The sequence below is a fragment of the Veillonella sp. HPA0037 genome (genome assembly GCF_000411535.1).
GTDB classification, from domain to species: Bacteria; Bacillota; Negativicutes; order Veillonellales; family Veillonellaceae; genus Veillonella; species Veillonella atypica.
In genome coordinates this window covers 1655577-1678341 of sequence record NZ_KE150483.1, presented here as the reverse complement: position 1 = coordinate 1678341, position 22765 = coordinate 1655577, and the positions used below count along the sequence as shown (strand labels likewise).

Below are 22765 nucleotides of genomic sequence, written 5' to 3'. Positions count from 1 at the left end.
ACTATTAATGAGTCATATATTTCATTAACTGTAATTGATTTATCCATTAGTATGGATCATGTAGGAGACCTATGGAACTGACAGACATTCAAATTCCTAGCGATTTGCGCGACTGTTCTCTCACAGAACTCGAGGTCATCGCACAACATATACGTAATTTAATTATCCATAGAACATCACACATTGGCGGTCACATTGGTTCATCTTTAGGAGCCACTGATATTATTGTTGCCTTGCATCATGTGTTCAGCCCTGATGATGCTCAATTTATATTTGATATTTCCCATCAAAGTTATGCTCATAAAATTTTAACAGGCCGTTACGAAGGCTTTAAAAATAAGGACAAATTTCACACCGTATCCGGTTATAGCAATCCTGATGAAAGCACCTACGACGCATTTCACTTAGGCCATGCTTCCACAAGCCTCAGTTTAGCTTGTGGCCTCATGATTGGCCGCGATTTACAGCATAGAACACACCCAATTATAGCTATGATTGGTGATGGTGCGTTATCCGGCGGAGAAGCTTATGAAGCATTGAATCACTTGTCCACAATGTCATCTCAATGTTTAATTATCATCAACGACAACGACCAATCTATTGCAGAAAATCACGGCGGTTTGTATAGCCATCTTCAACAATTACGCGAAACTAATGGTGAAAGCCCTAATAATATCTTTAAAGCTCTAGGATTTTCGTATCGTTATGTCGACGATGGCAATTCGTTGCCAACTGTAATTAAGGCTTTAAAAGAATGTAAAGCAGAGACAACACCGATAGTGCTCCACATCCATACGACAAAGGGCTATGGTTACAACAAGGCTATTACCAATCCTGAAAGCTTTCATAATCCATCCGGATTTGATATTGACACAGGGGAAACAAAAAAACGCTATACCAACAGCTATGAATCTATCGTTGCAAAACAACTCATTGATACACTGGAGCAAAACAAAGCTGCATGTATCGTTACGGCTGCTACGCCTGGCGGTTTCTGTTTAACCAAAGATATACGTGAAAAATTAGGTGCTCAATACATCGACGTAGGCATTGCAGAGGAACATGCTACAACATTACTTGCTGGCATTGCCCACAACGGTGGCACGCCGATTTTACCGATTTACAGTACATTTTTACAACGCGCCTATGATCAAATTATTAATGACCTATGTATTAATAATAGCAATGCACTGATCCTTGTATATCGCGCTTCCATTTATGGTAATAAGGATATGACTCACCTTGGATTCAACGATATTACTATGCTCAGCAACATGCCCAATCTCATGTACCTAGCACCTACAACAGTAGAGGAATTAGAATCTTCCATTCGTTATGGAGTAGAACATCATACTCATCCTATCGCCATCCGTATTCCTGTAGGATCACCGATTTACGAAACTAGTCAATCCAATACAACAGAATGTCCTGTAACGTCGTGTAACATAACCCAATCAGGTAATACGATTGCCATCATAGGTGTCGGTAATTTCTACCATAAGGCGGTCGAACTTAGCCACGCAATACATGATGCCATTCATATCTCTCCGACGCTTGTCAAACCACTTTGTATTTCTAGTTTAGACACTGATACATTGAATGAATTAACAAAAGACCACAATATCGTCATCACCTTAGAGGACGGCGAACTCGAAGGAGGCTATGGTCAAAAAATTGCTAGCTATTATGGAAAAACGTCCATGAACGTCTTAAACTATGGCATTTCCAAACAATTCTACGACCGATACAACCCAGAAGATGTATTACAACAAAATCACCTAGATTTTGAACACATTTTAGATGATATACAAAACATACAACATTAATTCAATACATATATGTCAAAAAGGGGCTGTAACAAAACAGCCCCTTTTCGTATCTATAGAATTTGTCATGAGAAGGTATTGTATCAGATACATATATTATTAACGATCAATTAGAACGCTGGGATGATAGCTCCCTTATAGAGTTGACGTTGTTTGCTCGATAGAAATAGTTACAGGCGCTGATAATTTAGCCTCTAACCAAGCTTTTATTCGTTCCAAATCTGCATCAGATATAGTGGATGTAGTATGGATTATCACCATATAGCGACTCGCTTTAGGCTGTTCTAGATTATCTATTAAAGGCATGCCTTCCACTTTGCTTACAAACGGGAATAACGCCTTTGCTTCAGCTTCTGTCGTTTTCATAGTATTTATAGTTTCACTTACTAATTGATAAGTCGGCTGGTATAGATTGCTCAAGTTTTTATATGTTTCAAGATTCTCTGAAGATTTATTCAAGTTCGTCTTATCCATAGTAGATTTTTTCTCATCTACGCTATTAACAAATCGTAATGTATAATTCTGCAAGTACTCATCCTTATGTAACTTGTCATCCAACTGGGCTTGCTCCTCTGAAGTCACAGGAGCTCCTATAACTACTATGTTTACTAGCTTATTCGTTTGATCCAATGAATAATCAATCACTTGTCGACGTCCCTCTTGATTAATATCATTCTTAATAAACTGCTCCATATGATTTGACTCAGAATACTTGATGGTCATATCATAGCCTGCATAAATACTTGGTATAGCCATAATAAGACCAATCACTAGAAATATTAGTTGGTTACGACGATTAACCTCTTCTGCTTGTTTATGGAATGGTAAACTATATACACCCTTTAAAACAATAAAAGATGCAAAGAAGATGAAAAATGCATTTATAAAGAATAAATAGCTAGCCCCAAAGAAATAGTTCCAATTTCCATTAGCCAGTCCATATCCTGCCGTACATAGTGGTGGCATAAGTGCAGTCGCAATCGCAACACCTGGTATAACATTATCTAAGGTCTTACGCGTTTGCCCAATAATCCCAGCTAACCCACCAAATATAGCAATGAACACATCAAAAATATTCGGTTCTGTACGCGCTAATAATTCAGATGTAGCCGTCTGAACGGGAGAAATATAAAAATATAAAGCAGATGCCAAAACAGCAATCGTAATCTGTAAGGACAATCTTAAAATACCACTCTTCACAACTGTAAAATTAAGCGTAGCGAAGCCAAAACCAATTGCTAAAATAGGTCCCATCAACGGCGATATAAGCATAGCACCAATAACAACTGCCGTACTATTCATATTCAACCCAATAGAGGCAATAAACATGGAAAGGATCAGGATAACCAAGGCAGGTCCCTTAATCTTAGCACCACCTATCAACCTTTTAGCGATAGTTGCATCATCAGCTCGCTCAAAATGTATATCAAAGTATTTATTTATTTTCATTCTTTCTCCTTATAATTTCATCAAATCTGCAAAGGTCCCAACGTTTACAAACATATGCTGTGTCGTTTTCAACATTTGAACCATTAAGATAGCTCCTGTCCCTTCCCCCATCGACATGTGGGCTTGAATAGGAACCATGTCTTGTGTAATATCTACCTCTGCTAAAGCTAACTCTGTGCCTTTTTCTCGAGAGTTATGAGATGGCAATGTATAATCCTTAACACAATCATTCATATGTACCGCACAAGCTGCTGATACAGCTGTAATAAAGCCATCAATGACGAAGGGCTTTTTAAACTCAACACAAGCGAGCATAGCCCCAAGAATAGCAGCAATATCAAAGCCCCCTACATGGGCTACGATTTTACGAACTCTTTCAACTTCACTGTCAGAAACGATACTAGCCTTATGCTTATCTAATACAGCGCGCACAAAATCAATTTTTCGTTTCATCAAATCTGGTTTATTCGGCCAAGAACCGGGGCCTACTGTTTCAGTAGGATCAGCCCCAGTTAAGGCAGACAACACACAGGCAGAGGTCGTCGTATTACCGAGTCCCATTTCACCAAAGGAAAAAAGATTTATCCCTTGCTTTACATAATGTTCAACTCGTCCATAGCCAGCTTGAAAGGCACTATTAAATTCATCCTCACTCATAGCAGGATGGTTTAATATATTCTTTGTCCCCTTTGCGACCTTGCGATCCACTCCGATGCCATCATCTGAGGCAATTCCTACATCCACAACTTCATAAGGAATATTGTTAAAGTTACAAAACTGTGTAGCCGACGAACGACCTAAGAGCATATTACGCGACTGCTTTTGCGTTACCTCATAGTTATAGCCTACATAACCTTCCATATTGCACCCATTATCGGCGGAAAATATGATGTGCTGAGGTCTAATTTCACTATCGATACGGCCCCAAGCCGTACAAATTTTACGAAAATAGGTTTCCCATAAACCAAGGCCACCAGGTATTAGGCACTTAGGTTGGAGGAATTTATTCAATTCTTTATCAAATGAAGTTATTTCGTTATCTTTCATTTTATATAGTATTACCTTGTCGATATAAATCTAAGAAATTTTTGAGGACTCGACCTGTTAATCCCCATATCATATATTGCTTATAGGGATAAAAATAAACAGAATAGTTCTGCCGAATTTTCCAATCTATTTGATACCCTTCTAATAAATGGAACGGAAAATCTCGTAATGGTTTAGTTCCGATATCTAAGTGCCCTATCGTTGGTTCCATATTCAATAAATACGAAAGTGGTACCGTAAAAATTTCACCGACCTCATCAATATTAGGGCGAAATTCATCCGTATGTAAACGTACCGCCACTGCATGTAATTTAACACCAATGGCAGATACTAAACAATCTAATGCACCTAACAATTCAATTTGCTCTGTATCTATTCCTAATTCTTCCGAGCATTCTCGAATAGCCGCAGCAGCTCCAGTTTTATCGGTGCTTTCACAATGTCCACCAGGAAAGCTAATTTCACCAGGCTGTCTACGTAAGGTCTGACTACGCACCGTAAATAGGACGTGATCCTCACCATCAATTTCAAGCAATGGCACTGCTACCGCTGCCGTTATAACATCAATATCTGTAGTCACTTGCGGTTCTCGCCCATTTAAATATACGCTTAATTGTCTATCCATAGCCATCCCCCTTTTCTTAATTATACCAATAATTGTTTTCCAGAAAATAGTAAACGTGGCACATTATTATATTTTCTATTTGAAAGCAAAATAGGTTGCCTCACATATAAGAGGCAACCTATTTATATATGCTTTTATAACGTACAATCTACGCACCTTGGAATTGAGGCATGTCATCATGAGAGTCAGGATCGTCTAATGTACCTTTCAAATCATTATCAACCATAGCACATACAGATGCATCGGACCAAACGTTTTCGGCCGTTTCAATCATGTCGATAATTGTATAGATTGGTAAGATAATACCAAGTAAACCGATTGGCGCGCCAATGGAGCTCATCAAGGATAATGTTAAGAAATAGCAACCCATTGGAACCCCTGCATTACCGATGGCTGCAAGAACAGCGATGAAGAGCCAAGCCACCATAGTACCAGCTGTTAGTTCAATACCTGCATTTTGCATTACAAATAAGGATGTTACAAGGATAAAAGCTGCGCAACCATTCATATTAATAGTTGTACAAATTGGTAACACGAAACGCGCTACAGAAGGGTGGGCTTTCAAATTGTCTTCTGCAGATGCCAATGTAACAGGCAATGTAGCAGCAGAAGATTTCGTGAACAATGCAACAGCTACGGCTGGAGACATTTTGCGGAATACATCGATAGGGTTTAAACCACGGAATAACAAGAACAATGGAATTACAATAAAGAATTGAATCAAGTTGCCGCCGATTACAACAGCTGTATATTTACCTAATGCACCAACGATGACCCCTGCTTCGATTTGTGCAGATAATTGACCTGCAAAAGCAAGGATACCGATTGGTAAAACGTAAAGTAAACCTCTAATCAATGTGAATAGTAATTCTTGTAAACCAAATAACACCTTCAATACTGCTTCACGACCTTCTGTACGAGGCATGAAAGCAAAAGCTAAACCAACAGAAGCAGAAATGAACATAACGGACAATACGTTACCTTCTAAATACGGTTTCAAGATATTGTTAGGAATAACGGATAAGAAATGATCATAATATGTTACGTGACCTAATTTTTCAGGTACTTGCGCTGCACCGGCACCGATTACATCAAGTGGTAAGTTACCTGGCGCAATCCAAAGGAATAAACCAAGACCAACAGCGGCTGCACAAATTGTTGTTAACAATGTATAGGTGACAGCATGACCAAAGATACGGCCTGTATCCTTCTTAGCACCCAACATGGACAATGTGGTAATAACCGCTAGTGATACAGTAGGTATTGCAATAAATTGGAATAAATGTGTAAATACTGCAGCAATGAAATTAAATAAATCATTAAGAACTGGAATATGTTGCCATCCTAAGATAGCGCCAATGATGAGCGCACCCATCCATAATATAAATTGACGTAATTTACCTTGACCACGACTTTTCAAGGTAATCTCTTGCGCTAAGGCATCAACATTTTTGTTATTTTGATCTGCCATAAAAACACCTCTCAACTAATAAAACTACTAGAGACTAATAAAGAAATCCCAGCCCTTGGGGCTGGGATAATTGTCACATCCGAGTCTCTTTATAAAACCCATTGTAAAGATATGTTTTAAAATTGTCAAACCAAATAATTTGATATACAGATTAATATATTCAATTAATGCGTCACTATAAAATCATAGAAGACAACACGAGTACGATCAGGGCTAAACAAAAAATAAATCACATACGAATCAAGTCCACTCTCTCGGTGCATAACATAAACCGTATAGCCATAGGTAGGAACTTGTTCAAGTTGATAATATCCACCTGCTAATTGACGACCATATAGAAGCCACACAAATAAGTTCCACTTTGTATAATCTTCAATTAAAAGGTCATAAGTGCTTTGTATATCCCCTTTTGAAAAAATAGAGTCTGCCACAGACTTATATGTGCCCTCCTTAAATAACTCCGATGTAATAACTACGCCAGGTGCTGAGGATTCGGCAACAGTTTTCTCAAATTCTTTTACAACTTCTCGGTTACCTTCAAAAACAATAGTGGTTGTGAAATCATAAAAACTTTCTATTGTTCCCCTTGAAGATATAGGATGCAATCCTTTCGGCACTATATCAGGGTCTCTAAAATGATCTGGTAATACTGTTGCATTTACTGGCCATCTTTGTTTCCATCGTGATACATCATTAACTTCACTTCCAAAAAGAATCTCATATATAAACATAGACATTAATAATAAAGGTACTGCTACAACCAATGTACACCAAGCATATAAAATGTGTTTCTTCGGTAATGTTAAATGATAAAAGTAGTAATAAAACTGTATTCTTATTGATAGTACTAAGATTACACCTACAATTACAAACCATAGTCCTGGCAATTGAACATGTGCATTTCCCCAAGAAAAAAAGGCAAAGAATACGATTGATAGAATAATATGTTTACCACAAGGAGGGCCTATTAGCATTTGTAAAAGTTTAATAAACCGATTCACAATATATAATCCTTACTTAGACTGATAAAACACAGCTCGTGTCCCATCATTACTAATCAAAAGTTCCACAAAATGAGGTCTTTTAGTATTCCCATCGTCTACAAAGACATATAGTCTATGATTTTTAGTAGAATTATAGGTGTCGTTCACCACTCTTTTCGTTTCTTTTCGAGGTGCAAACCGTAACCACTCTATAAAACTCCGTTTTGGTAAATTTAGAGGTTCCTCCTCAACGCTCTCTATAATGCGATAGCTATTAGGGTGAGATATAAAACGCTTTTTCTCCCCAGTGTCTAAATCACGCAATACACCATCCGCATCAATTTGCGCTTGATACACAGTGTGTTCCTTAGCAATCTCCTCATACTGTGCAATAACTGTAGGATTTCCTTCTAATACAGTATATCTTGTAGGATATGCATTTGCCCACGCTAAGCTATCGCCAGATGCAGAGGCCTTTGAAATACCTTCAGGAAGGTTCTTAGGACGCTTTAGACCTTCCGGCAATCCGTCATCATTTGGCCAACCTCGTTGCCAGTCCATAGTACTAAACTCAAATCCATCGGTTTGTTCAAGAGTCGTTTGAGTATCGTACTTAAGCCAATCCGCAACAAGTCCAGCTAAACATAAATTAAATATAATAAATACGCAGCAAATCAATTTAATATGTGTTTTTTCAGATAAAGCATGTTTCTTATACCAGTCATATTGTAGTACTAAAAGCAATACTATTGCTACGCCAAATACCATATATGTTATAGGTGCTATATTAAATAGCATTGCCACAATAAATAGCATAATTATATATGCAGTTAATAGGCCATAAAATATGCGAACCAAAACTCTCTCCCTATATTTCTATGACTACAACATTTTCTTATATAGCACTTCTATATCGTTACGACTTACTTCAGCCACTGTATTAGCAATATTTCCTGTAGCCACTACGTATACATTATCGACAAGCCACGGAATATCCTTTTTAGTAAATCCTAATTCTGTAAGGTTTGTAGTAAGGTCTAGGTCATGTACGATTAGGCGTAATGCTTCGCCTAACTCAGAACCATCACCATGGTTGAATATACGTGCCAATGAGTTGAATTTTTCAGGGTTAGCACTCCATGTGTATTCCACTACAACAGGTTCAATAACTGCAAGACCAACACCATGGGTAATATCTTTAAGGCCACTAGCAGGGTGTTCCATACCATGACCAAGTGTGACGCCTGCTGTATTGATAACCATACCGCCAATAGTGCTAGCCAATGTAACGGACTCCCATGCTTTTGTTAATTGTTTTTTGTTAAGTACAGCTTCTTGACCATTCACAATCGCTTTCACATGTTTATATAGAGGTACAAGATATTGTGCTAGTAATATTACTGCATAATGAGCTAGTGCATCGGTGAAAGGTTGCGCAGTTTTAGATGTGTACGCCTCGATGTTATGGCACAATGCATCGAAACCAACAGATGCCAACACATGAGGAGGCATAGTCCCCATTACAGCAGGGTCCACGATAGATACCTTAGGCACGATGGCATTACAGCGTAAAGATTTCTTATCCCCTGTTTCAGGGTTCGTGAGGACACCAAAGCCATTTCCTTCAGAACCTGTGCCACAAGTGGTTGGAATCACAATAAGCGGTAACGCATTATCACTCGTTTTACGGTTAAAGATATAATCATTAATGTCGCCGTCATTCACAGCCATAAAAGCAATGCCCTTTGCACTATCCATAATGGACCCACCGCCGATGGCAATAACCATATCGCAGCTTTCAGATTTAGCTAAATTAGCACCATCTAAGGCAGTCGTAGTCAACGGATTGGCATCCACTTGATCAAACAATACATGACCGATATGAGCTGCATCAAGCTTTGCTACCACTCGGTCATATAAACCAGATTTTTTAGCACTAGTACGACCAGTTACAATAAGTGCTTTCTTACCATACGGTGCAATAAAACCAGCAACATTATCTACTTTATTCCAACCGAATTGGATGTTTACAGGTAAAAAATAAGAGAATTCCATGTGATAACCTCTTTTCTTTGAAAACTAGTTCTTAGTGTTATTGTAAAGGATATTTAAAAGCATGTAAAACCTCATAGGGCTTTCACCAGAAAACAGGTATACTAATAATAAGAGGGGGTATTTATATTTATAGAGGGAGAGAACATCTATGAAATTTGCCATTAAACATGTATGGTCTTCGCTGCGGGACCTAGCAACGCAGTCGCCTATATTACTGGCATTAATTGCCATATTTTCATGTACACCGTTGTATATTGAACAAGATTGGTTTGCCGAAATCGACATTAAGCTATACTCACTGTATTTCTTTATCGTTATATTACAAAGCTATATAACAAGGACTCGAAAGTTTTCCATTTTATACACCTTAGTAAGTATCGGAATCAGTATTGGCCTTTATATGATTCACGAAAGCTACGGCTATGTGCGGGGTATTGAACTGGCTACGGAAAATATATCGTACCTATGGCTGTACTCCATGATTGCCTTGTATTTCACATCGCCTGGCGAACACTACATCGGTGAAATCATTAACCGCATCAAACGGATTGGCATCACCCTTGTTACGTCTACTCTGTATAACATTGTTATCATCATGAGTTTATGGTTCTTCTTCATCATCGTGGACCAACCATTCAACTTTGAAGAAACCATTTTTAAGGTACTCGCATCCATTAATATATTCATTTGTCTATCTATGGTATGTTCTTACAAAGAGGATCCCGCAGGTCCTCCAGCACCAAACTCATTTTTTACTGTTGTATTCGGCATCATCTTGCCTAAGGCGTCCATTATTACAGGCATTCTAGCTAATATCTATTTGGTCTTGATCCTGTTAGGGCTTCGAGAGGATACGCGTTTCTTCTACACCTATTATCCGTATGTAGCCATTTTCTACCTATTCTACTTGGCTAGCTTTAGATCTAGTGAAAGTAGCAGAACACAGCAAATCCTATGCTTCTTGTTCATTACACTAACTACACTGTGCTTAGTTCTTATCGGTAAACGTGTGATTAATGAACCAGTTCTCTGGCTCAATACGATTTACGTGAGTGCATTCAATTTAATCTTCTTAGTACATAATGTATATTCTCTTTTGAAGGGTTTAAAACCATCTGTACACACAACCGTTATGGCTCTTGCCTTAGGTACTGTTCTCTTGACGCCATTCATAGGCTATACAACGTATCGTGAATTTGTGACCTATACTAAAGTTGATGGCGAATGGCATGCAAGCCTACCAATAGCTGCTACCTTTGACACTAACTTCACGGACTATGGCACACCATATGTCCCTGTAGATGATTTAAAACTGCCAGAAACCAACCCAACAAACGGCAGACGCATCGAGTATATTAATTTTGATGCTATAACTGCACCAAAGGTTATTTCAATTGCAGGATACGATAAATACATTGAAAACATCGAGTTAATTGTATACGAACAAGATCTTAAAGAATACCAAGTAGAATCTGCCAACTTCGACTCCATCTCCTTCAAGTTCCTCAACAACGGCCTTGATTTAGAGGTGTCTCTACCAAATGGAGTAACAGAGGTGCATCATATTTATGATAAGTTCCTTACAGTCGACAAAACAGCTGTCGATCCCGTCATTATAGAAGGCAATGGATATAAGCTATTGATTACGTCGTACTTCATAAACCAATTCGATACGCGTAAACTTAAATTTAATGTACTTTATAATTAAGCATATAATACAATATAGTAATAATTACAACATCATATATAATATGACAAAAGCAGTACCCCACAGGGGTACTGCTTTTATTCATCGCTCTAACTTGGCTAGAATATCTTGGGCAAAATCTTGGGCCGCTTTAAAATCGTCTTCATTTGGGTGTACTGCAGCTTGTTTGTGACGTGCATCGCGATCAGCAGATTGACCGTGGCTATGCCCTTTCGGGAACATCTTATACATCATTTCAATGACCTTAGGGTCTACCTTGCCTTGGCAGATAAAGGTTCCTACAGGCTCTACGCCATCGGGTAAACAATTTGCTGCATTGATTAAACTTTCCTTTGCATGTGCCATTTGCGGTGGTACGCCAGCTGTAGCAAACAGAGCAATATGAGGGTTATGTAATGTGCCTAGTACATCACGGGCCTCCTTATTAGCTGTCCCCTTATCAACCCAAAATCCTGCAAACACCAGATCATAGGATGCCATATCTGAGGGTAGTTCCGACATAGATACACATGGTGTGTCCGCTGGCAATACTCTGGCAATGGTCTCTGCCACTTGTTTTGTATTTCCCGTAAGGGACGAATATATAACGATAGATTTCATAGCTAACCTCCTATTGTAAAGCTATATTTATTATAAATCATATAGTATCTATCTATAATAAAATTAATCACAAACTACATCGATAAATTTAATCTAACCACATTGATAAATTTAAAAAAGTCAATATTGAATATATAGATTTTTTTCGCTATAATCATTACATAATGTATTTAATAAATAAGAAAACTACCATATATTGTAGTTTTCTTATTTTTCTGATTAGAACTAGTTTAAAAGAGTACATCTGATTTACGCTAGCTCTATAGATGATTTTACATAGATTTACAATGTAAGGGGAACCATAATGGAGATTATGATCAAGAAACGGGATGGCCATTTTGAACCGCTATCCGTTGAAAAAACGAAACGCATGATTGCCTTCGCATGTTTGGGGTTAGATTCTTGTGATCCACTAGAATTGGAAATGGATGCGAAGTTACAATTCGTTGATGGCATGACAACTAAAGAAATTCAAAAAACTTTAGTACAAACAGCTATCGAAAAGGTTATCTCTAAAAAAGACGACGGTTTCGGCAACCAAGTTAATAAAATGAACCAAGATTGGCAGTTTGTAGCAGCTCGCCTCTTCTTGTTCGATCTCTATAAAGAAGCAGCTATCACTCGTCGTTATAAAGCATTCGGTTATGGCAACTTCCCAAATCTTGTACATATGCTTGTAGAAGAGAAAAAATACGCGGACTTCTTCGTTACAGAATATACACCTGATGAATTGCAAGAGTTAGGCGATTACATCAAACCTAAGCGCGACTATCTCTTCAACTATGAAGGTCTTAAATTATTGGCTGACCGTTACTTGGTAAAAGGCTTCAACAAAGAAATCTACGAATTGCCACAAGAACGCTTCATGGCGATCGCCATGCACTTGGCATTAGTAGAAGGCAAAAACAAAGTAGAATACGCTAAAAAGTTCTACGACTTGATGAGCCAATTAAAAATGACAACAGCTACACCTACATTGGCAAATGCAGGTACACCATTCCATCAGTTGTCCTCTTGCTTTATCTCTGGTGTAGATGATAACTTATGGTCCATTTACGACGTAAACAGCAAGTTCTCCCGCGTATCTAAACACGGTGGTGCTCTTGGTATCTACCTTGGTAAAGTTCGTGCATTGAACTCCGATATCCGCGGTTTCAAAAACTCCTCTGGTGGCGTTATTCCTTGGATTCGTTTGTACAACGATACAGCTGTTGCAGTGGACCAATTGGGTAAACGCAAAGGCGGCGCCACAGTAACACTTGATATTTGGCACAAAGACTTCTACGAATTCGTAGAGCTTCGTACTAACAATGGTGACGACCGTCGTAAAGCACATGATATCTTCCCTGCTATCTCTGTTCCAAACATCTTTATGGAACGCATGATTGCCCGTGAAAACTTTACTTTATTCGACCCTCATGAAATCTTGGCTGTAAAAGGCTATGCTCTAGAGGACTTCTACGACACAGACGATAACAAAGAGTTCACAAAACGTTACCTTGAATGTGAACAAGATCCGAACTTACACGGCATCGAAGTACCAGCACTAGACATGATGAAAAAAATCATGCGCTCTGCTGTTGAAACTGGTACACCATTCATCTTCTTCCGCGACACTGTAAACGCTGCCAACCCTAACAAACATGCCGGTATGATTTACGCGTCCAACTTGTGCCACGAAATCGCACAAAACGTTGGCTTCACAAACCTTGCTGAAGAAATCATCAACGAAGACGGCACCATCACTACGAAAACAAATACAGGCGATATGGTTACATGTAACTTGAACTCCATTAGCCTTGGCCGTATTACTGACGAAGAGTTAGAAGAAAACATTGCTCTTCAAATTCGTATGCTAGACAATGTTATCTCTATCAATCAAGCACCAGTACCAGAATCTCGCATGACTTCTGATAAATACCGTGCTATTGGTCTTGGTACTTCTGGTTACCACCACTACCTTGTAAACCACGATATCCAATGGGAGTCTGATGAACATATCGAAGTAGCGGATAAGTTGTTCGAAAACATCGCGTACTATTCCATCAAAGCTTCCATGGAATTGGCGAAAGAAAAAGGTGCATACCCTGCATTCAAAGGTTCCGAATGGGAAACTGGTGAATACTTCACACGTCGTGGCTACACATCCGATTGTTGGAAACAATTGGCTTCAGACGTTGCAAAATACGGCATCCGCAATGGTTATTTGATGGCCGTAGCTCCTACAGGTTCTACTTCCAACATTGCGAACACAACGGCTGGTATCGACCCTATCTTCAAAAAATTCTTCATCGAAGAGAAGAAAGGTTCTTTCACACCAAAAACTGCACCAGATTTGAACGATAAAACTTTCTGGCTCTACAAAGAGGCGCATACAATCGACCAACAATGGTCCATCAAAGCTTGTGGCGTACGTCAACGTCATATTGACCAAGCACAATCTTTCAACTTGTATATCACACCTCAAATGAAAGCAAAAGAAATTCTAGACCTTTACGTTGAGGCATACAAACAAGGGATTAAAACAATCTACTACATCCGTAACCAATCCCTTGAAATGGATGAGTGCACTAGCTGCTCTTCATAGAAACAGAGTGATCTTCACAGATAATATAAAGGAGTCCACTATGGATAAAAAACTGATTTTCAACGAACATGGTGAACGTGGCACGCAATCTATGATTGGCGGCAACACCACAAACCTTCGCGAATGGAACCGTATCAAGTACGACTGGGCGAACCAAATGTACCGTACAATGCTCAACAACTTCTGGATTCCTGAAGAGATTTCCTTGAATGAAGACGTTAAGCAATTCCCATACTTAACAGATTACGAACGCCGTGCATTCGACAAAATCATTGCATTCTTGAACTTCCTTGATTCTATTCAATCTGAAAACTTGCCTAACTTGAGCCGTTATATTACAGCATCTGAAGTGGCATCTTTATTGAATATACAAGCATTCCAAGAAGAAATTCACGCTCAAAGTTATTCCTACATTTTGGACACTGTAACAAATCCTATTACACGTGACAAAATTTATGACGAATGGCGTACAGATAAAACATTACTTGAACGTAATCGATTCATCGCCGATGCATACCAACGTTTCAGTGATGATCCTAGCGAAGCAAACCTCATTCACACAATCATCGCCAACTATATCTTAGAAGGTATTTACTTCTACTCTGGCTTTAGCTTCTTCTACACATTGGCACGCCAAGGTAAAATGACAGCTACATCCACTATTTTCAAATACATCAACCGAGACGAAGTAACTCATCTTGTATTGTTCCAAAACATCATCCGCGAATTACGTCGTGAACGCCCTGACTTGTTCACGCCTGAACTGGAAGCGAAAATCACTGACATGATTCGCCAAGGTGCAGAAAATGAAATCGCTTGGGGTCAATACATCACTGATGATAAAATCCTCGGCCTTAACAACGTTCTTATCGAACGCTACATCAAATACCTTGCCAATATCCGCTTAGAAGCAATCGGCTTGCCTCATCTATACCCTGAAATCAAGGACAATCCAATGGAATGGATCGAAAGCTTCTCCAACTTAAATAGCACAAAAACTGACTTCTTCGAAGCAAAAGTTACAAACTATACAAAAGCAGCAGCATTTGATTTTGATGATTTAGAATAGATAAAACTTAAATATAAATAAAAGGAGTGCTTTCACAACAAATCTGTGAAAACACTCCTTTTTATAGTCCCCAACGCCACCCTCATCAAAATAGTTGACACATGGTAATACATTATAAAAAATAACCATACATTTATACGCAATAAGGGCCTACACGATACATATCATCAACGCCCCGTACATGTAATGGAATATCATCTTTTTACGAATTAAGCAATCGTGGCTTTGTATCCACCCTATCTTGATTACCAACTTATACTTAATACTCTATTAAATCAACCGTCCAATTGGTTGACTGTAGTAAATTATCTAATGTACGAATCTCCTTAGATATTGTATCTGCTGTTTTTTGTAATTCACTAACATTTACAGTTGCTATCATTTTGATTTCCGATCCACGAGCACGATAATTAATCGCACTCGCACTATCTGCTAAGGCACGATATGCAGAAAGTCGCATAATAGCTCCTTCTTTCTCTGCTATAATTTGCGTTAAAGAGCGCCCTTCAACAATAGTTGCACAGTTAGTAAGATTAATATCTTTAATGAGTTGTTGAAGTCTAGCAATTGCCGCTTCTAGTTCTTGCATCAATACGTTAGGGTCTTCATTAGGTATTTCCCCTTCTTGTACTAAACTATTTTGATTTAAACGACCTTGCAAATCACTAATTTTCTTATTCAAATCAGCACGTTCTTGTAATGCTTCTGCTAGTTTCATAAACTCTCACCTCATATTTTAAAATATATAGATATTAATATACTGACCGAGCTAATACAAACTATTATATTTAGTATCTAGTTTCTTATAATACTTTCCGCATCATCACATGTGGACAGCCTTCATCTAGATATTCTTCACCTTCAGCCACATATCCAAGAGATTCGTAGAATGGTTTTGCCTGTACTTGCGCTGATAGAGAACATGTTTTAAATCCATCGCGACGGATTCCATTTTCAGCAGCGAGCATAATTTTTGAGCCTAAGTTTTGACCTCGATATAATTTGCGTACTGCCATACGACCAATATGAGCATCCCCTTCTATATCGCTGGGGAAAAATCTACAAGTACCAACAGCTTTTCCATCTATAGATAAAAGCACGAATTTTGCGATTTCATCAATTTCATCAAATTCATTCTCGAAACCTTGTTCTTTCATAAACACATCTGTACGAATTTGTTTAATATCATCGTTAATTGTATTTAAAATTTGAATAATCATAACTCTCCTTACCAATTATGTTCTATAACGTTTATATTGCTAGCATTTTCTACCTTTAATTTTACCATGTGGATAAAGGCAAAGGAATATTAAAACAACTTTTTTCTATAGAATTTTGTAGCTTTTTGAAAAAAGTACTTGCATAAAATTCTCAAATGGGTTTATACTGTACACATCAAATTTAGAAAGGAGCAACAATAAGATGACTAACCAAATTAGCACAGTAGCAAAACAATACTTTTATTGGTTCTTTATCCAACGTACGGGTAAGGAACTATTTGAGCTACGCTAATTTAGAAATCATCAATCGTTGCTTAGAATAGTAAAAGGGTTACCCGTATTAGAATACGGGTAGCCCTTTTTTATTTGCTATCCCGTATGGTTGGCCCCACTATTCGCATTGTTATTTGAGGAGGACTTATTATGATTATCACGTTAAAAACAACAGCTACAGAAGCAGAGGTAACAAAATTACGCAATGAATTAGAAGCGAAAGGTCTTGTTATCCATCCAGTAGAAGGGGCCCACTATAATATCTTAGGTCTTATCGGCGATACAGCATCCCTCGATTCCCGTCAAATCGAATCTCTTGATTTCGTAGATAAAGTAACTCGTATTCAAGAACCATACAAAAAAGCAAACCGTAAATTCCATCCAGATGATTCTGTAATCAACGTAGGTGGTGCACTTATCGGTGGTGGTCACTTCGCAGTAATGGCTGGTCCTTGCTCCGTTGAAACACCTGAACAAGTATTAGAAACAGCAAAAGCTTGTAAAGAAGCTGGTGCCACAATCCTTCGCGGCGGAGCTTTCAAACCACGTACTTCTCCATACTCCTTCCAAGGTATGGGTCCAGAAGGTTTGGAACTGTTAGAGCTAGCTAAAAAAGAAACTGGTCTTCCTATCGTTTCCGAAGTTATGGATATTTCCCAATTACAATACTTCGATAATGTAGATATGCTTCAAATCGGCGCTCGTAACATGCAAAACTTCACACTTTTAAAAGAAGTAGGTAAATTAAACAAACCAGTTCTCTTAAAACGTGGTTTGTCTGCTACATACGAAGAATGGTTGATGGCTGCTGAATACATCATGTCAGAAGGCAATGAACAAGTTGTATTATGCGAACGTGGTATTCGCACATTCGAAACTAAAACTCGTAATACATTAGACGTGACAGCAATTCCTATGATGCACGAATTATCTCACTTACCAATCATCATGGACCCTAGCCACGCTGCAGGTATGAGTCGCATGGTTCGTCCACTTTCCCTTGCATCCGTAGGTGGCGGTGCAGACGGCCTTATGATCGAAGTTCACAACGATCCATCCAAAGCATTGTGCGACGGCCCTCAAGCATTACGTCCAGACCAATTCACTAGCCTTATGAAAGAAATTATCGCATTGCGCCAAGCACTGGTAGAATGCACTAAATAATCTTAAATAGCACACAAATAAGCTAGTATCCGTTATAATAGGTACTAGCTTATTCTTTTATGAAAGGAACTGTTATGACTCGCATTCATATTAACGCGTCCACACCGTATGACGTTGTCATCGAAAACGGTGCTTTACAACGCATCAGCGATTATATAAAACCATTAAAACCAAATTGTCGTGTTATCATCGTCAGCGACAGCAATGTAGCACCGCACTATTTGAGTTCTGTGAAAGCTAATATGGAGCATGCGGGTTATACTGTTTGTGATTATGTATTCCCTGCTGGTGAAAGCTCCAAAAATGCCCACCAACTCATCGATTTAGTGGACTATATGGCAGCTCAATCGTTAACACGCAAGGACCTTCTCATCGCGCTTGGCGGTGGTGTTGTAGGTGATATGGCAGGCTTTGCAGCGGCTACCTATTTGCGTGGCATTGACTATGTACAGGTACCTACCTCCCTATTAGCGGCGGTAGACTCCTCTGTAGGCGGTAAAACAGCTGTCAATCTTGAAGCAGGTAAAAACCTGTGGGGTGCTTTCAAACAACCCATTCTTGTCCTCTGTGATTCGGAAACGCTTAATACATTGCCAGACATGGAATGGAAAAATGGATGTGGCGAAATCATCAAATATGGTTTCCTCGATGTACCAGGTTTATTAACTCAGCTAGAAAATAAGCCCTTGATAACACACCGCGATAGCGTTAGTGCTGTCATTGCGCGATGCGTACAAGCAAAGGCGGATATCGTAGAACAAGACGAACGCGAATCTGGCGTCCGCGCCCTCTTAAACCTAGGCCATACCTTTGGTCACGGCATTGAAAAAGCGAGTCACTTTGAGGTTCATCATGGCTATGCGGTTGCTATTGGCATGGTACTCATGGCACAGGGTGCGGTAAAACATGGAGAACTAGATATTGAAGCTCTAGATAAGTTAAAATCCCTCATCGAAGCCCATCATTTACCAACTACAACGACTGTAACAAAGGAAGAAATCCTAGCAGCTGCTAAGCACGATAAGAAAAGCGAAGGCGCTACTATTAAAATTGTAGTACCAACAAGCTATGGCCACAGCGAACTTAAGGTTGTTACCCACGAAGAACTTGCCACCTATTTAGACTAAGACGTAAAAGGAGATTTCTATGCATTCCGTAACGAACGCCATTCCTACAGGAACGATTGCGTCCATCCCAGCAAAGGCACATGCACACCGCGCATTAATTTGTGCAGCCCTTGCTAACTCTCCATCTACTATACTACTAAGCCGTACCTCTAAAGATATCGATGCTACTATGGAATCCTTGCGAGGCTTAGGTGCTCACGTAGTATATGAAAATAAAGTTGTCACTATTACACCAGGTCCTGTCCCAACAAAGGGCAATGTAGTACCTCACGAATCAGGCACTACATTACGTCTCTTATTACCTGTAGCTACATCCATCTGTAACGATGTAGACGTAGATGCCAAAGGTCGTTTACCAGATCGCCCTCTCGAACCTATGCTCAGTGAAATGAAAGCGCATGGCGTAACATTCTCCCAAGATAAACCGCCATTTACTATGACAGGTCGTCTCCAAGGCGGTAATTTCTCCATGGTAGGTGATGTAAGCAGCCAATTCTTCTCTGGATTATTGTTGGCAGCCCCTCAAATCGGCCTATCTACTATCACGGCTACTACGCCACTACAATCTAGTGATTATGTAACATTAACGACGGAAACCATGCGTGATTTTGGTGTCGAAGTTAAACATACCTTACCAAGCACAAACATCAACGAGGCTTTCACAGTCCCATTTGGTGCGTCCTTTATCGGCCGTGATAATTACCAAATCGAAGGTGACTGGTCTAATGCAGCAATCTGGATGGTAGCAGCTGGTATGACGGGCAAACCAATTACGATTACAGGCATGAACAAAAACTCTGTACAAGCTGACCGCCGCATCATACAAGTTATGATTGATGCTGGTTGTGATGTTGTATGGGATGGTATGAATATAACGGTCACAGGTCGTGCTTCCAAGCCAATCCATGTAGACCTTGAGCAAATGCCGGATATGTTGCCTGTTATGGCAGCTCTTGCTTGCTCTATTTCTGGAGAAAGCTCCTTTATTAAGGGTGCTCGCCTACGCTTAAAAGAATCCGATCGTCTCATAGCTGTTGCTAATCTCGTAAGAGACTTAGGCGGTACAGTGCGTGAAGAAGGCGATGACCTATACATCATCGGTAGTGGTATACTTAAAGGTGGACATGGTGATTGCGTAAATGACCATCGCCTCGTTATGGCCGGCACATTGATGGCCCTCATCAGTGAAAACCCTGTTACGTTAAAAGATAGCGAAGCTATCACAAAATCCTATCCAGACTTCTTTGAGGACTGGAACTTATTAGGAGGTGATGCTCATGGCATCTAATTTCGGTAAAACTATACAAGTATCTACCTTTGGCGCCTCTCATGGATACGCTATCGGCGGTATTGTTGAAGGTCTTCCTTGTGGACATACCATCGATATCGATGAGTTAAAAACCTTTTTAAAGCGCCGTGCACCAGGGCAAAATCAATTAACAACACAGCGTAAGGAAGCCGATACACCTGAATTTTTAGCAGGTTTGGTGGACGGCATGCTCAGTGGTTCTCCATTGGCATTTATGATTCGTAACACATCTCAACACTCTAGCGATTATAACAACTTACGCGATATCCCTCGCCCATCTCATGCGGACTTTACAGCTCGTATACGCTACGGTGATAAGGTAGATATGCGCGGTGGCGGCCATTTTTCAGCGCGCCTTACAGCTCCGCTTTGTGTAGCTGGTGGCATCGCTCTACAACTATTACGTGAAAAAGGCATTGAAATCCACGGCCATTTAAAACAAGTGGGAACGATTCAAGATGCTCCTATCAACATGGTCCACCCAGATATGAAAGCATTAGCTAGCATCGCTACAGAAGCAATTGCTATGGTTAATCCACAAAAACGTAACGAAGTAGAAACCCTTGTTATGGACCTCAAAAAAGATGGGGACTCTACAGGTGGTATCGTTGAAGTCATTGCTACAGGTCTACCAATTGGCCTTGGCAACCCAAACTTTGACGGTATCGAAAACCGCTTAGCTCGCGTAATCTTTGGGGTACCCGCCATTAAAGGCGTATCCTTTGGCGGTGGCTTCGATATGTGTGCACAACTTGGTTCCGAAGTGAATGATGCTTTCACCATGGACGGCGACAAGATTACAACCACAACTAATAATAGCGGTGGTATTCAAGGTGGTATAACTAACGGCTTGCCCCTCGTTATGCAAGTGGGCATCAAACCAACACCATCCATTTATAAAGAACAACATTCTGTGTCACTTTCACAAAAAGAGGACACATTGCTCACAATCCAAGGTCGTCACGACCCATGTGTAGCGCTTCGTGCAGTACCTGTAATCGAAGCTGTTACGGCCCTTGTTATTCTTGATTTCTTAGGAGATATTGACCATGAACTTAGATGAAGTACGCGTTAAAATTAACGATATAAACGACCAAATGCTCGCCCTCTTCAAAGAGCGCATGGAACTCTCCAAGGATGTCGCGGCAGCCAAAAAAGAAATGAACAAGGCTATTTACGATGCCAAACGGGAACGAGATATCCTCGATAAAGTAACTCGAGATGCAGGCCCAGACCTCGACCTATACGCACGCCGTTTCTTTGAAGCCTTATTCAGCTTGAGCCGGACCTATCAGTCTGAACAATTGTTCCAAGATAATGAGTTCACTGTTAAAATGAAAAAGGCTATTGAGCAGTCCCCTACATTACCTCCACAACGTGGTAGCGTAGCTTGTGCTGGCGTCTTCGGTAGTAATGCGCAAGTGGCGTGCGATAAATTATTACCACTCAGCCAAATTCACTATGTAACAGGATTCCGTGCTGTATTTGATGCGGTAGAATCCGGTGAATGTCAATTTGGCGTATTACCTATCGAAAATAGCTCCAATGGCTCTGTAAAAGAAGTATACGACCTATTAGAAGAGCGTAAATGCTATATCGTGCGCGGTACGCGCCTTTGGATTTCTCACGATTTACTCGTGAAAAAAGGCACAAAACTAGAAGATATTCACACTATCATCTCCCACCCTCAAGCGTTGGGCCAATGCAGTCACTTCCTAGATACACTAGAAGGCGTAGAGTTACGTTCCTTCGATAACACGGCTCGTGCAGCACAAATGGTGGCAGCCAGTGATGATCCAGGCGTAGCTGCTATTGCAGCACCGCAATGTGCAGACTTATATAATTTATCTCCATTGATGCGCAATATCCAAAATAGCGATAACAACTATACGCGCTTTATCTGTATCAGCAAGGACTTCCATGTATACCCAGGGGCTAATAAAATCTCCGTGGTAACTACAGCAAGCCATGCTCCAGGTGGTCTTGGTACATTACTTACCAAGTTTGCAAACATCGGCGTAAATCTTACAAAACTTGAGTCTCGCCCGATTGTAGGTCATAACTTTGAGTTCTTATTCTACCTCGACTTAGAAGCATCCCTAGCAGATCCTAAGGTATTGTCTGTTCTAGCAGAGCTACACACATCACAAGATAAATTCCGCTTACTAGGCAATTACCCTGAAAACTAATATACTTATATGTACTAGTCCCTATAAGAACATATATAGTACAATACATATAGTTATAAAACT

The 22765-nt window shown here is 39.7% G+C and carries 19 protein-coding genes; 9 read left to right on the top strand and 10 right to left on the bottom strand.

Annotated features, from left to right (window positions below; translation table 11 throughout):
- The first annotated feature begins 71 nt into the window (after window positions 1–71).
- Window positions 72–1826 carry a 1-deoxy-D-xylulose-5-phosphate synthase gene (locus HMPREF1477_RS07525; RefSeq protein WP_016476437.1) on the top strand — a complete coding sequence of 585 codons (1755 nt, stop codon included), beginning with the start codon at window positions 72–74 and terminating at the stop codon, window positions 1824–1826.
- A gap of 135 nt (window positions 1827–1961) precedes the next feature.
- Here the strand turns inward: HMPREF1477_RS07525 and HMPREF1477_RS07520 are convergent, their stop codons facing one another.
- The 7 genes from HMPREF1477_RS07520 to HMPREF1477_RS07490 all read right to left on the bottom strand — a co-directional run bounded on the left by HMPREF1477_RS07520 (window position 1962) and on the right by HMPREF1477_RS07490 (window position 9456).
- A complete protein-coding gene (locus tag HMPREF1477_RS07520; protein ID WP_005375582.1) occupies window positions 1962–3275 on the bottom strand; it encodes a DUF389 domain-containing protein in 1314 nt (437 codons plus the stop codon).
- Between the two features lie 9 nt (window positions 3276–3284).
- Window positions 3285–4322, bottom strand: a complete 1038-nt coding sequence (locus HMPREF1477_RS07515) for a nicotinate-nucleotide--dimethylbenzimidazole phosphoribosyltransferase (RefSeq protein WP_016476436.1) — start codon at window positions 4320–4322, stop codon at window positions 3285–3287.
- A 1-nt stretch (window position 4323) separates the two neighbouring features.
- On the bottom strand, window positions 4324–4947 hold the full coding sequence (locus HMPREF1477_RS07510) for a CoA pyrophosphatase (RefSeq protein WP_016476435.1): 624 nt from the start codon (window positions 4945–4947) through the stop codon (window positions 4324–4326).
- Window positions 4948–5095: 148 nt separating this feature from the next.
- Window positions 5096–6418 (bottom strand): dicarboxylate/amino acid:cation symporter, encoded by a 1323-nt coding sequence (locus HMPREF1477_RS07505; protein WP_016476434.1) that lies wholly within the window; start codon window positions 6416–6418, stop codon window positions 5096–5098.
- A gap of 164 nt (window positions 6419–6582) precedes the next feature.
- Entirely contained in the window at window positions 6583–7419 is an 837-nt protein-coding gene (locus HMPREF1477_RS07500; protein ID WP_016476433.1) for a hypothetical protein, read from the bottom strand.
- Window positions 7420–7431: 12 nt separating this feature from the next.
- Window positions 7432–8259: a hypothetical protein gene (locus HMPREF1477_RS07495; RefSeq protein WP_016476432.1), complete on the bottom strand. Its 828-nt coding sequence runs from the start codon at window positions 8257–8259 to the stop codon at window positions 7432–7434.
- Between the two features lie 24 nt (window positions 8260–8283).
- Window positions 8284–9456: an iron-containing alcohol dehydrogenase gene (locus HMPREF1477_RS07490; RefSeq protein ID WP_016476431.1), complete on the bottom strand. Its 1173-nt coding sequence runs from the start codon at window positions 9454–9456 to the stop codon at window positions 8284–8286.
- A gap of 148 nt (window positions 9457–9604) precedes the next feature.
- Between HMPREF1477_RS07490 and HMPREF1477_RS07485 the strand changes: the two genes are divergently transcribed.
- Window positions 9605–11164, top strand: a complete 1560-nt coding sequence (locus tag HMPREF1477_RS07485) for a hypothetical protein (protein ID WP_016476430.1) — start codon at window positions 9605–9607, stop codon at window positions 11162–11164.
- An 81-nt stretch (window positions 11165–11245) separates the two neighbouring features.
- On the opposite strand, the gene HMPREF1477_RS07480 is transcribed toward HMPREF1477_RS07485, so the two are convergent.
- Window positions 11246–11764, bottom strand: coding sequence for a flavodoxin family protein (locus HMPREF1477_RS07480; protein ID WP_016476429.1), 519 nt, complete (start codon window positions 11762–11764; stop codon window positions 11246–11248).
- 304 nt (window positions 11765–12068) lie between these two features.
- Here HMPREF1477_RS07480 and HMPREF1477_RS07475 point away from each other — a divergent pair, with 304 nt between their 5' ends.
- Window positions 12069–14351, top strand: coding sequence for a ribonucleoside-diphosphate reductase subunit alpha (locus tag HMPREF1477_RS07475; RefSeq protein ID WP_016476428.1), 2283 nt, complete (start codon window positions 12069–12071; stop codon window positions 14349–14351).
- Window positions 14352–14391: 40 nt separating this feature from the next.
- Entirely contained in the window at window positions 14392–15420 is a 1029-nt protein-coding gene (locus HMPREF1477_RS07470; RefSeq protein ID WP_005375612.1) for a ribonucleotide-diphosphate reductase subunit beta, read from the top strand.
- 259 nt (window positions 15421–15679) lie between these two features.
- On the opposite strand, the gene HMPREF1477_RS07465 is transcribed toward HMPREF1477_RS07470, so the two are convergent.
- Both HMPREF1477_RS07465 and HMPREF1477_RS07460 read right to left on the bottom strand, forming a co-directional pair.
- Complete coding sequence (locus tag HMPREF1477_RS07465) at window positions 15680–16138, bottom strand: DIP1984 family protein (RefSeq protein ID WP_016476427.1); 459 nt, start codon at window positions 16136–16138, stop codon at window positions 15680–15682.
- 85 nt (window positions 16139–16223) lie between these two features.
- The gene (locus HMPREF1477_RS07460) at window positions 16224–16640 is read right to left on the bottom strand and encodes a GNAT family N-acetyltransferase (protein ID WP_016476426.1); all 417 of its coding nucleotides are present in this window, start codon (window positions 16638–16640) and stop codon (window positions 16224–16226) included.
- Window positions 16641–17063: 423 nt separating this feature from the next.
- Here HMPREF1477_RS07460 and aroF point away from each other — a divergent pair, with 423 nt between their 5' ends.
- The 5 genes from aroF (at window position 17064) to HMPREF1477_RS07435 (ending at window position 22702) form a co-directional block, all read left to right on the top strand.
- Window positions 17064–18077, top strand: a complete 1014-nt coding sequence (gene aroF / locus HMPREF1477_RS07455; RefSeq protein WP_016476424.1) for a 3-deoxy-7-phosphoheptulonate synthase — start codon at window positions 17064–17066, stop codon at window positions 18075–18077.
- A 74-nt stretch (window positions 18078–18151) separates the two neighbouring features.
- On the top strand, window positions 18152–19204 hold the full coding sequence (aroB, locus tag HMPREF1477_RS07450) for a 3-dehydroquinate synthase (RefSeq protein ID WP_016476423.1): 1053 nt from the start codon (window positions 18152–18154) through the stop codon (window positions 19202–19204).
- A gap of 19 nt (window positions 19205–19223) precedes the next feature.
- Entirely contained in the window at window positions 19224–20492 is a 1269-nt protein-coding gene (gene aroA / locus HMPREF1477_RS07445; protein WP_016476422.1) for a 3-phosphoshikimate 1-carboxyvinyltransferase, read from the top strand.
- On the top strand, window positions 20482–21576 hold the full coding sequence (gene aroC / locus HMPREF1477_RS07440; RefSeq protein WP_016476421.1) for a chorismate synthase: 1095 nt from the start codon (window positions 20482–20484) through the stop codon (window positions 21574–21576). Before aroA ends, aroC begins: the two co-directional genes overlap by 11 nt.
- Complete coding sequence (locus HMPREF1477_RS07435; protein ID WP_016476420.1) at window positions 21563–22702, top strand: bifunctional chorismate mutase/prephenate dehydratase; 1140 nt, start codon at window positions 21563–21565, stop codon at window positions 22700–22702. Before aroC ends, HMPREF1477_RS07435 begins: the two co-directional genes overlap by 14 nt.
- The last annotated feature ends 63 nt before the right edge of the window (window positions 22703–22765 follow it).

Bases quoted from the DNA above. Each gene is read 5' to 3' on its own strand.
- HMPREF1477_RS07525 (WP_016476437.1), top strand. From the start codon at position 72: ATGGAACTGACAGACATTCAAATTCCTAGCGATTTGCGCGACTGTTCT.
- HMPREF1477_RS07520 (WP_005375582.1), bottom strand. From the start codon at position 3,275: ATGAAAATAAATAAATACTTTGATATACATTTTGAGCGAGCTGATGAT.
- HMPREF1477_RS07515 (WP_016476436.1), bottom strand. From the start codon at position 4,322: ATGAAAGATAACGAAATAACTTCATTTGATAAAGAATTGAATAAATTC.
- HMPREF1477_RS07510 (WP_016476435.1), bottom strand. From the start codon at position 4,947: ATGGATAGACAATTAAGCGTATATTTAAATGGGCGAGAACCGCAAGTG.
- HMPREF1477_RS07505 (WP_016476434.1), bottom strand. From the start codon at position 6,418: ATGGCAGATCAAAATAACAAAAATGTTGATGCCTTAGCGCAAGAGATT.
- HMPREF1477_RS07490 (WP_016476431.1), bottom strand. From the start codon at position 9,456: ATGGAATTCTCTTATTTTTTACCTGTAAACATCCAATTCGGTTGGAAT.
- HMPREF1477_RS07485 (WP_016476430.1), top strand. From the start codon at position 9,605: ATGAAATTTGCCATTAAACATGTATGGTCTTCGCTGCGGGACCTAGCA.
- HMPREF1477_RS07480 (WP_016476429.1), bottom strand. From the start codon at position 11,764: ATGAAATCTATCGTTATATATTCGTCCCTTACGGGAAATACAAAACAA.
- HMPREF1477_RS07475 (WP_016476428.1), top strand. From the start codon at position 12,069: ATGGAGATTATGATCAAGAAACGGGATGGCCATTTTGAACCGCTATCC.
- HMPREF1477_RS07470 (WP_005375612.1), top strand. From the start codon at position 14,392: ATGGATAAAAAACTGATTTTCAACGAACATGGTGAACGTGGCACGCAA.
- HMPREF1477_RS07465 (WP_016476427.1), bottom strand. From the start codon at position 16,138: ATGAAACTAGCAGAAGCATTACAAGAACGTGCTGATTTGAATAAGAAA.
- HMPREF1477_RS07460 (WP_016476426.1), bottom strand. From the start codon at position 16,640: ATGATTATTCAAATTTTAAATACAATTAACGATGATATTAAACAAATT.
- aroF (WP_016476424.1), top strand. From the start codon at position 17,064: ATGATTATCACGTTAAAAACAACAGCTACAGAAGCAGAGGTAACAAAA.
- aroB (WP_016476423.1), top strand. From the start codon at position 18,152: ATGACTCGCATTCATATTAACGCGTCCACACCGTATGACGTTGTCATC.
- aroA (WP_016476422.1), top strand. From the start codon at position 19,224: ATGCATTCCGTAACGAACGCCATTCCTACAGGAACGATTGCGTCCATC.
- aroC (WP_016476421.1), top strand. From the start codon at position 20,482: ATGGCATCTAATTTCGGTAAAACTATACAAGTATCTACCTTTGGCGCC.
- HMPREF1477_RS07435 (WP_016476420.1), top strand. From the start codon at position 21,563: ATGAACTTAGATGAAGTACGCGTTAAAATTAACGATATAAACGACCAA.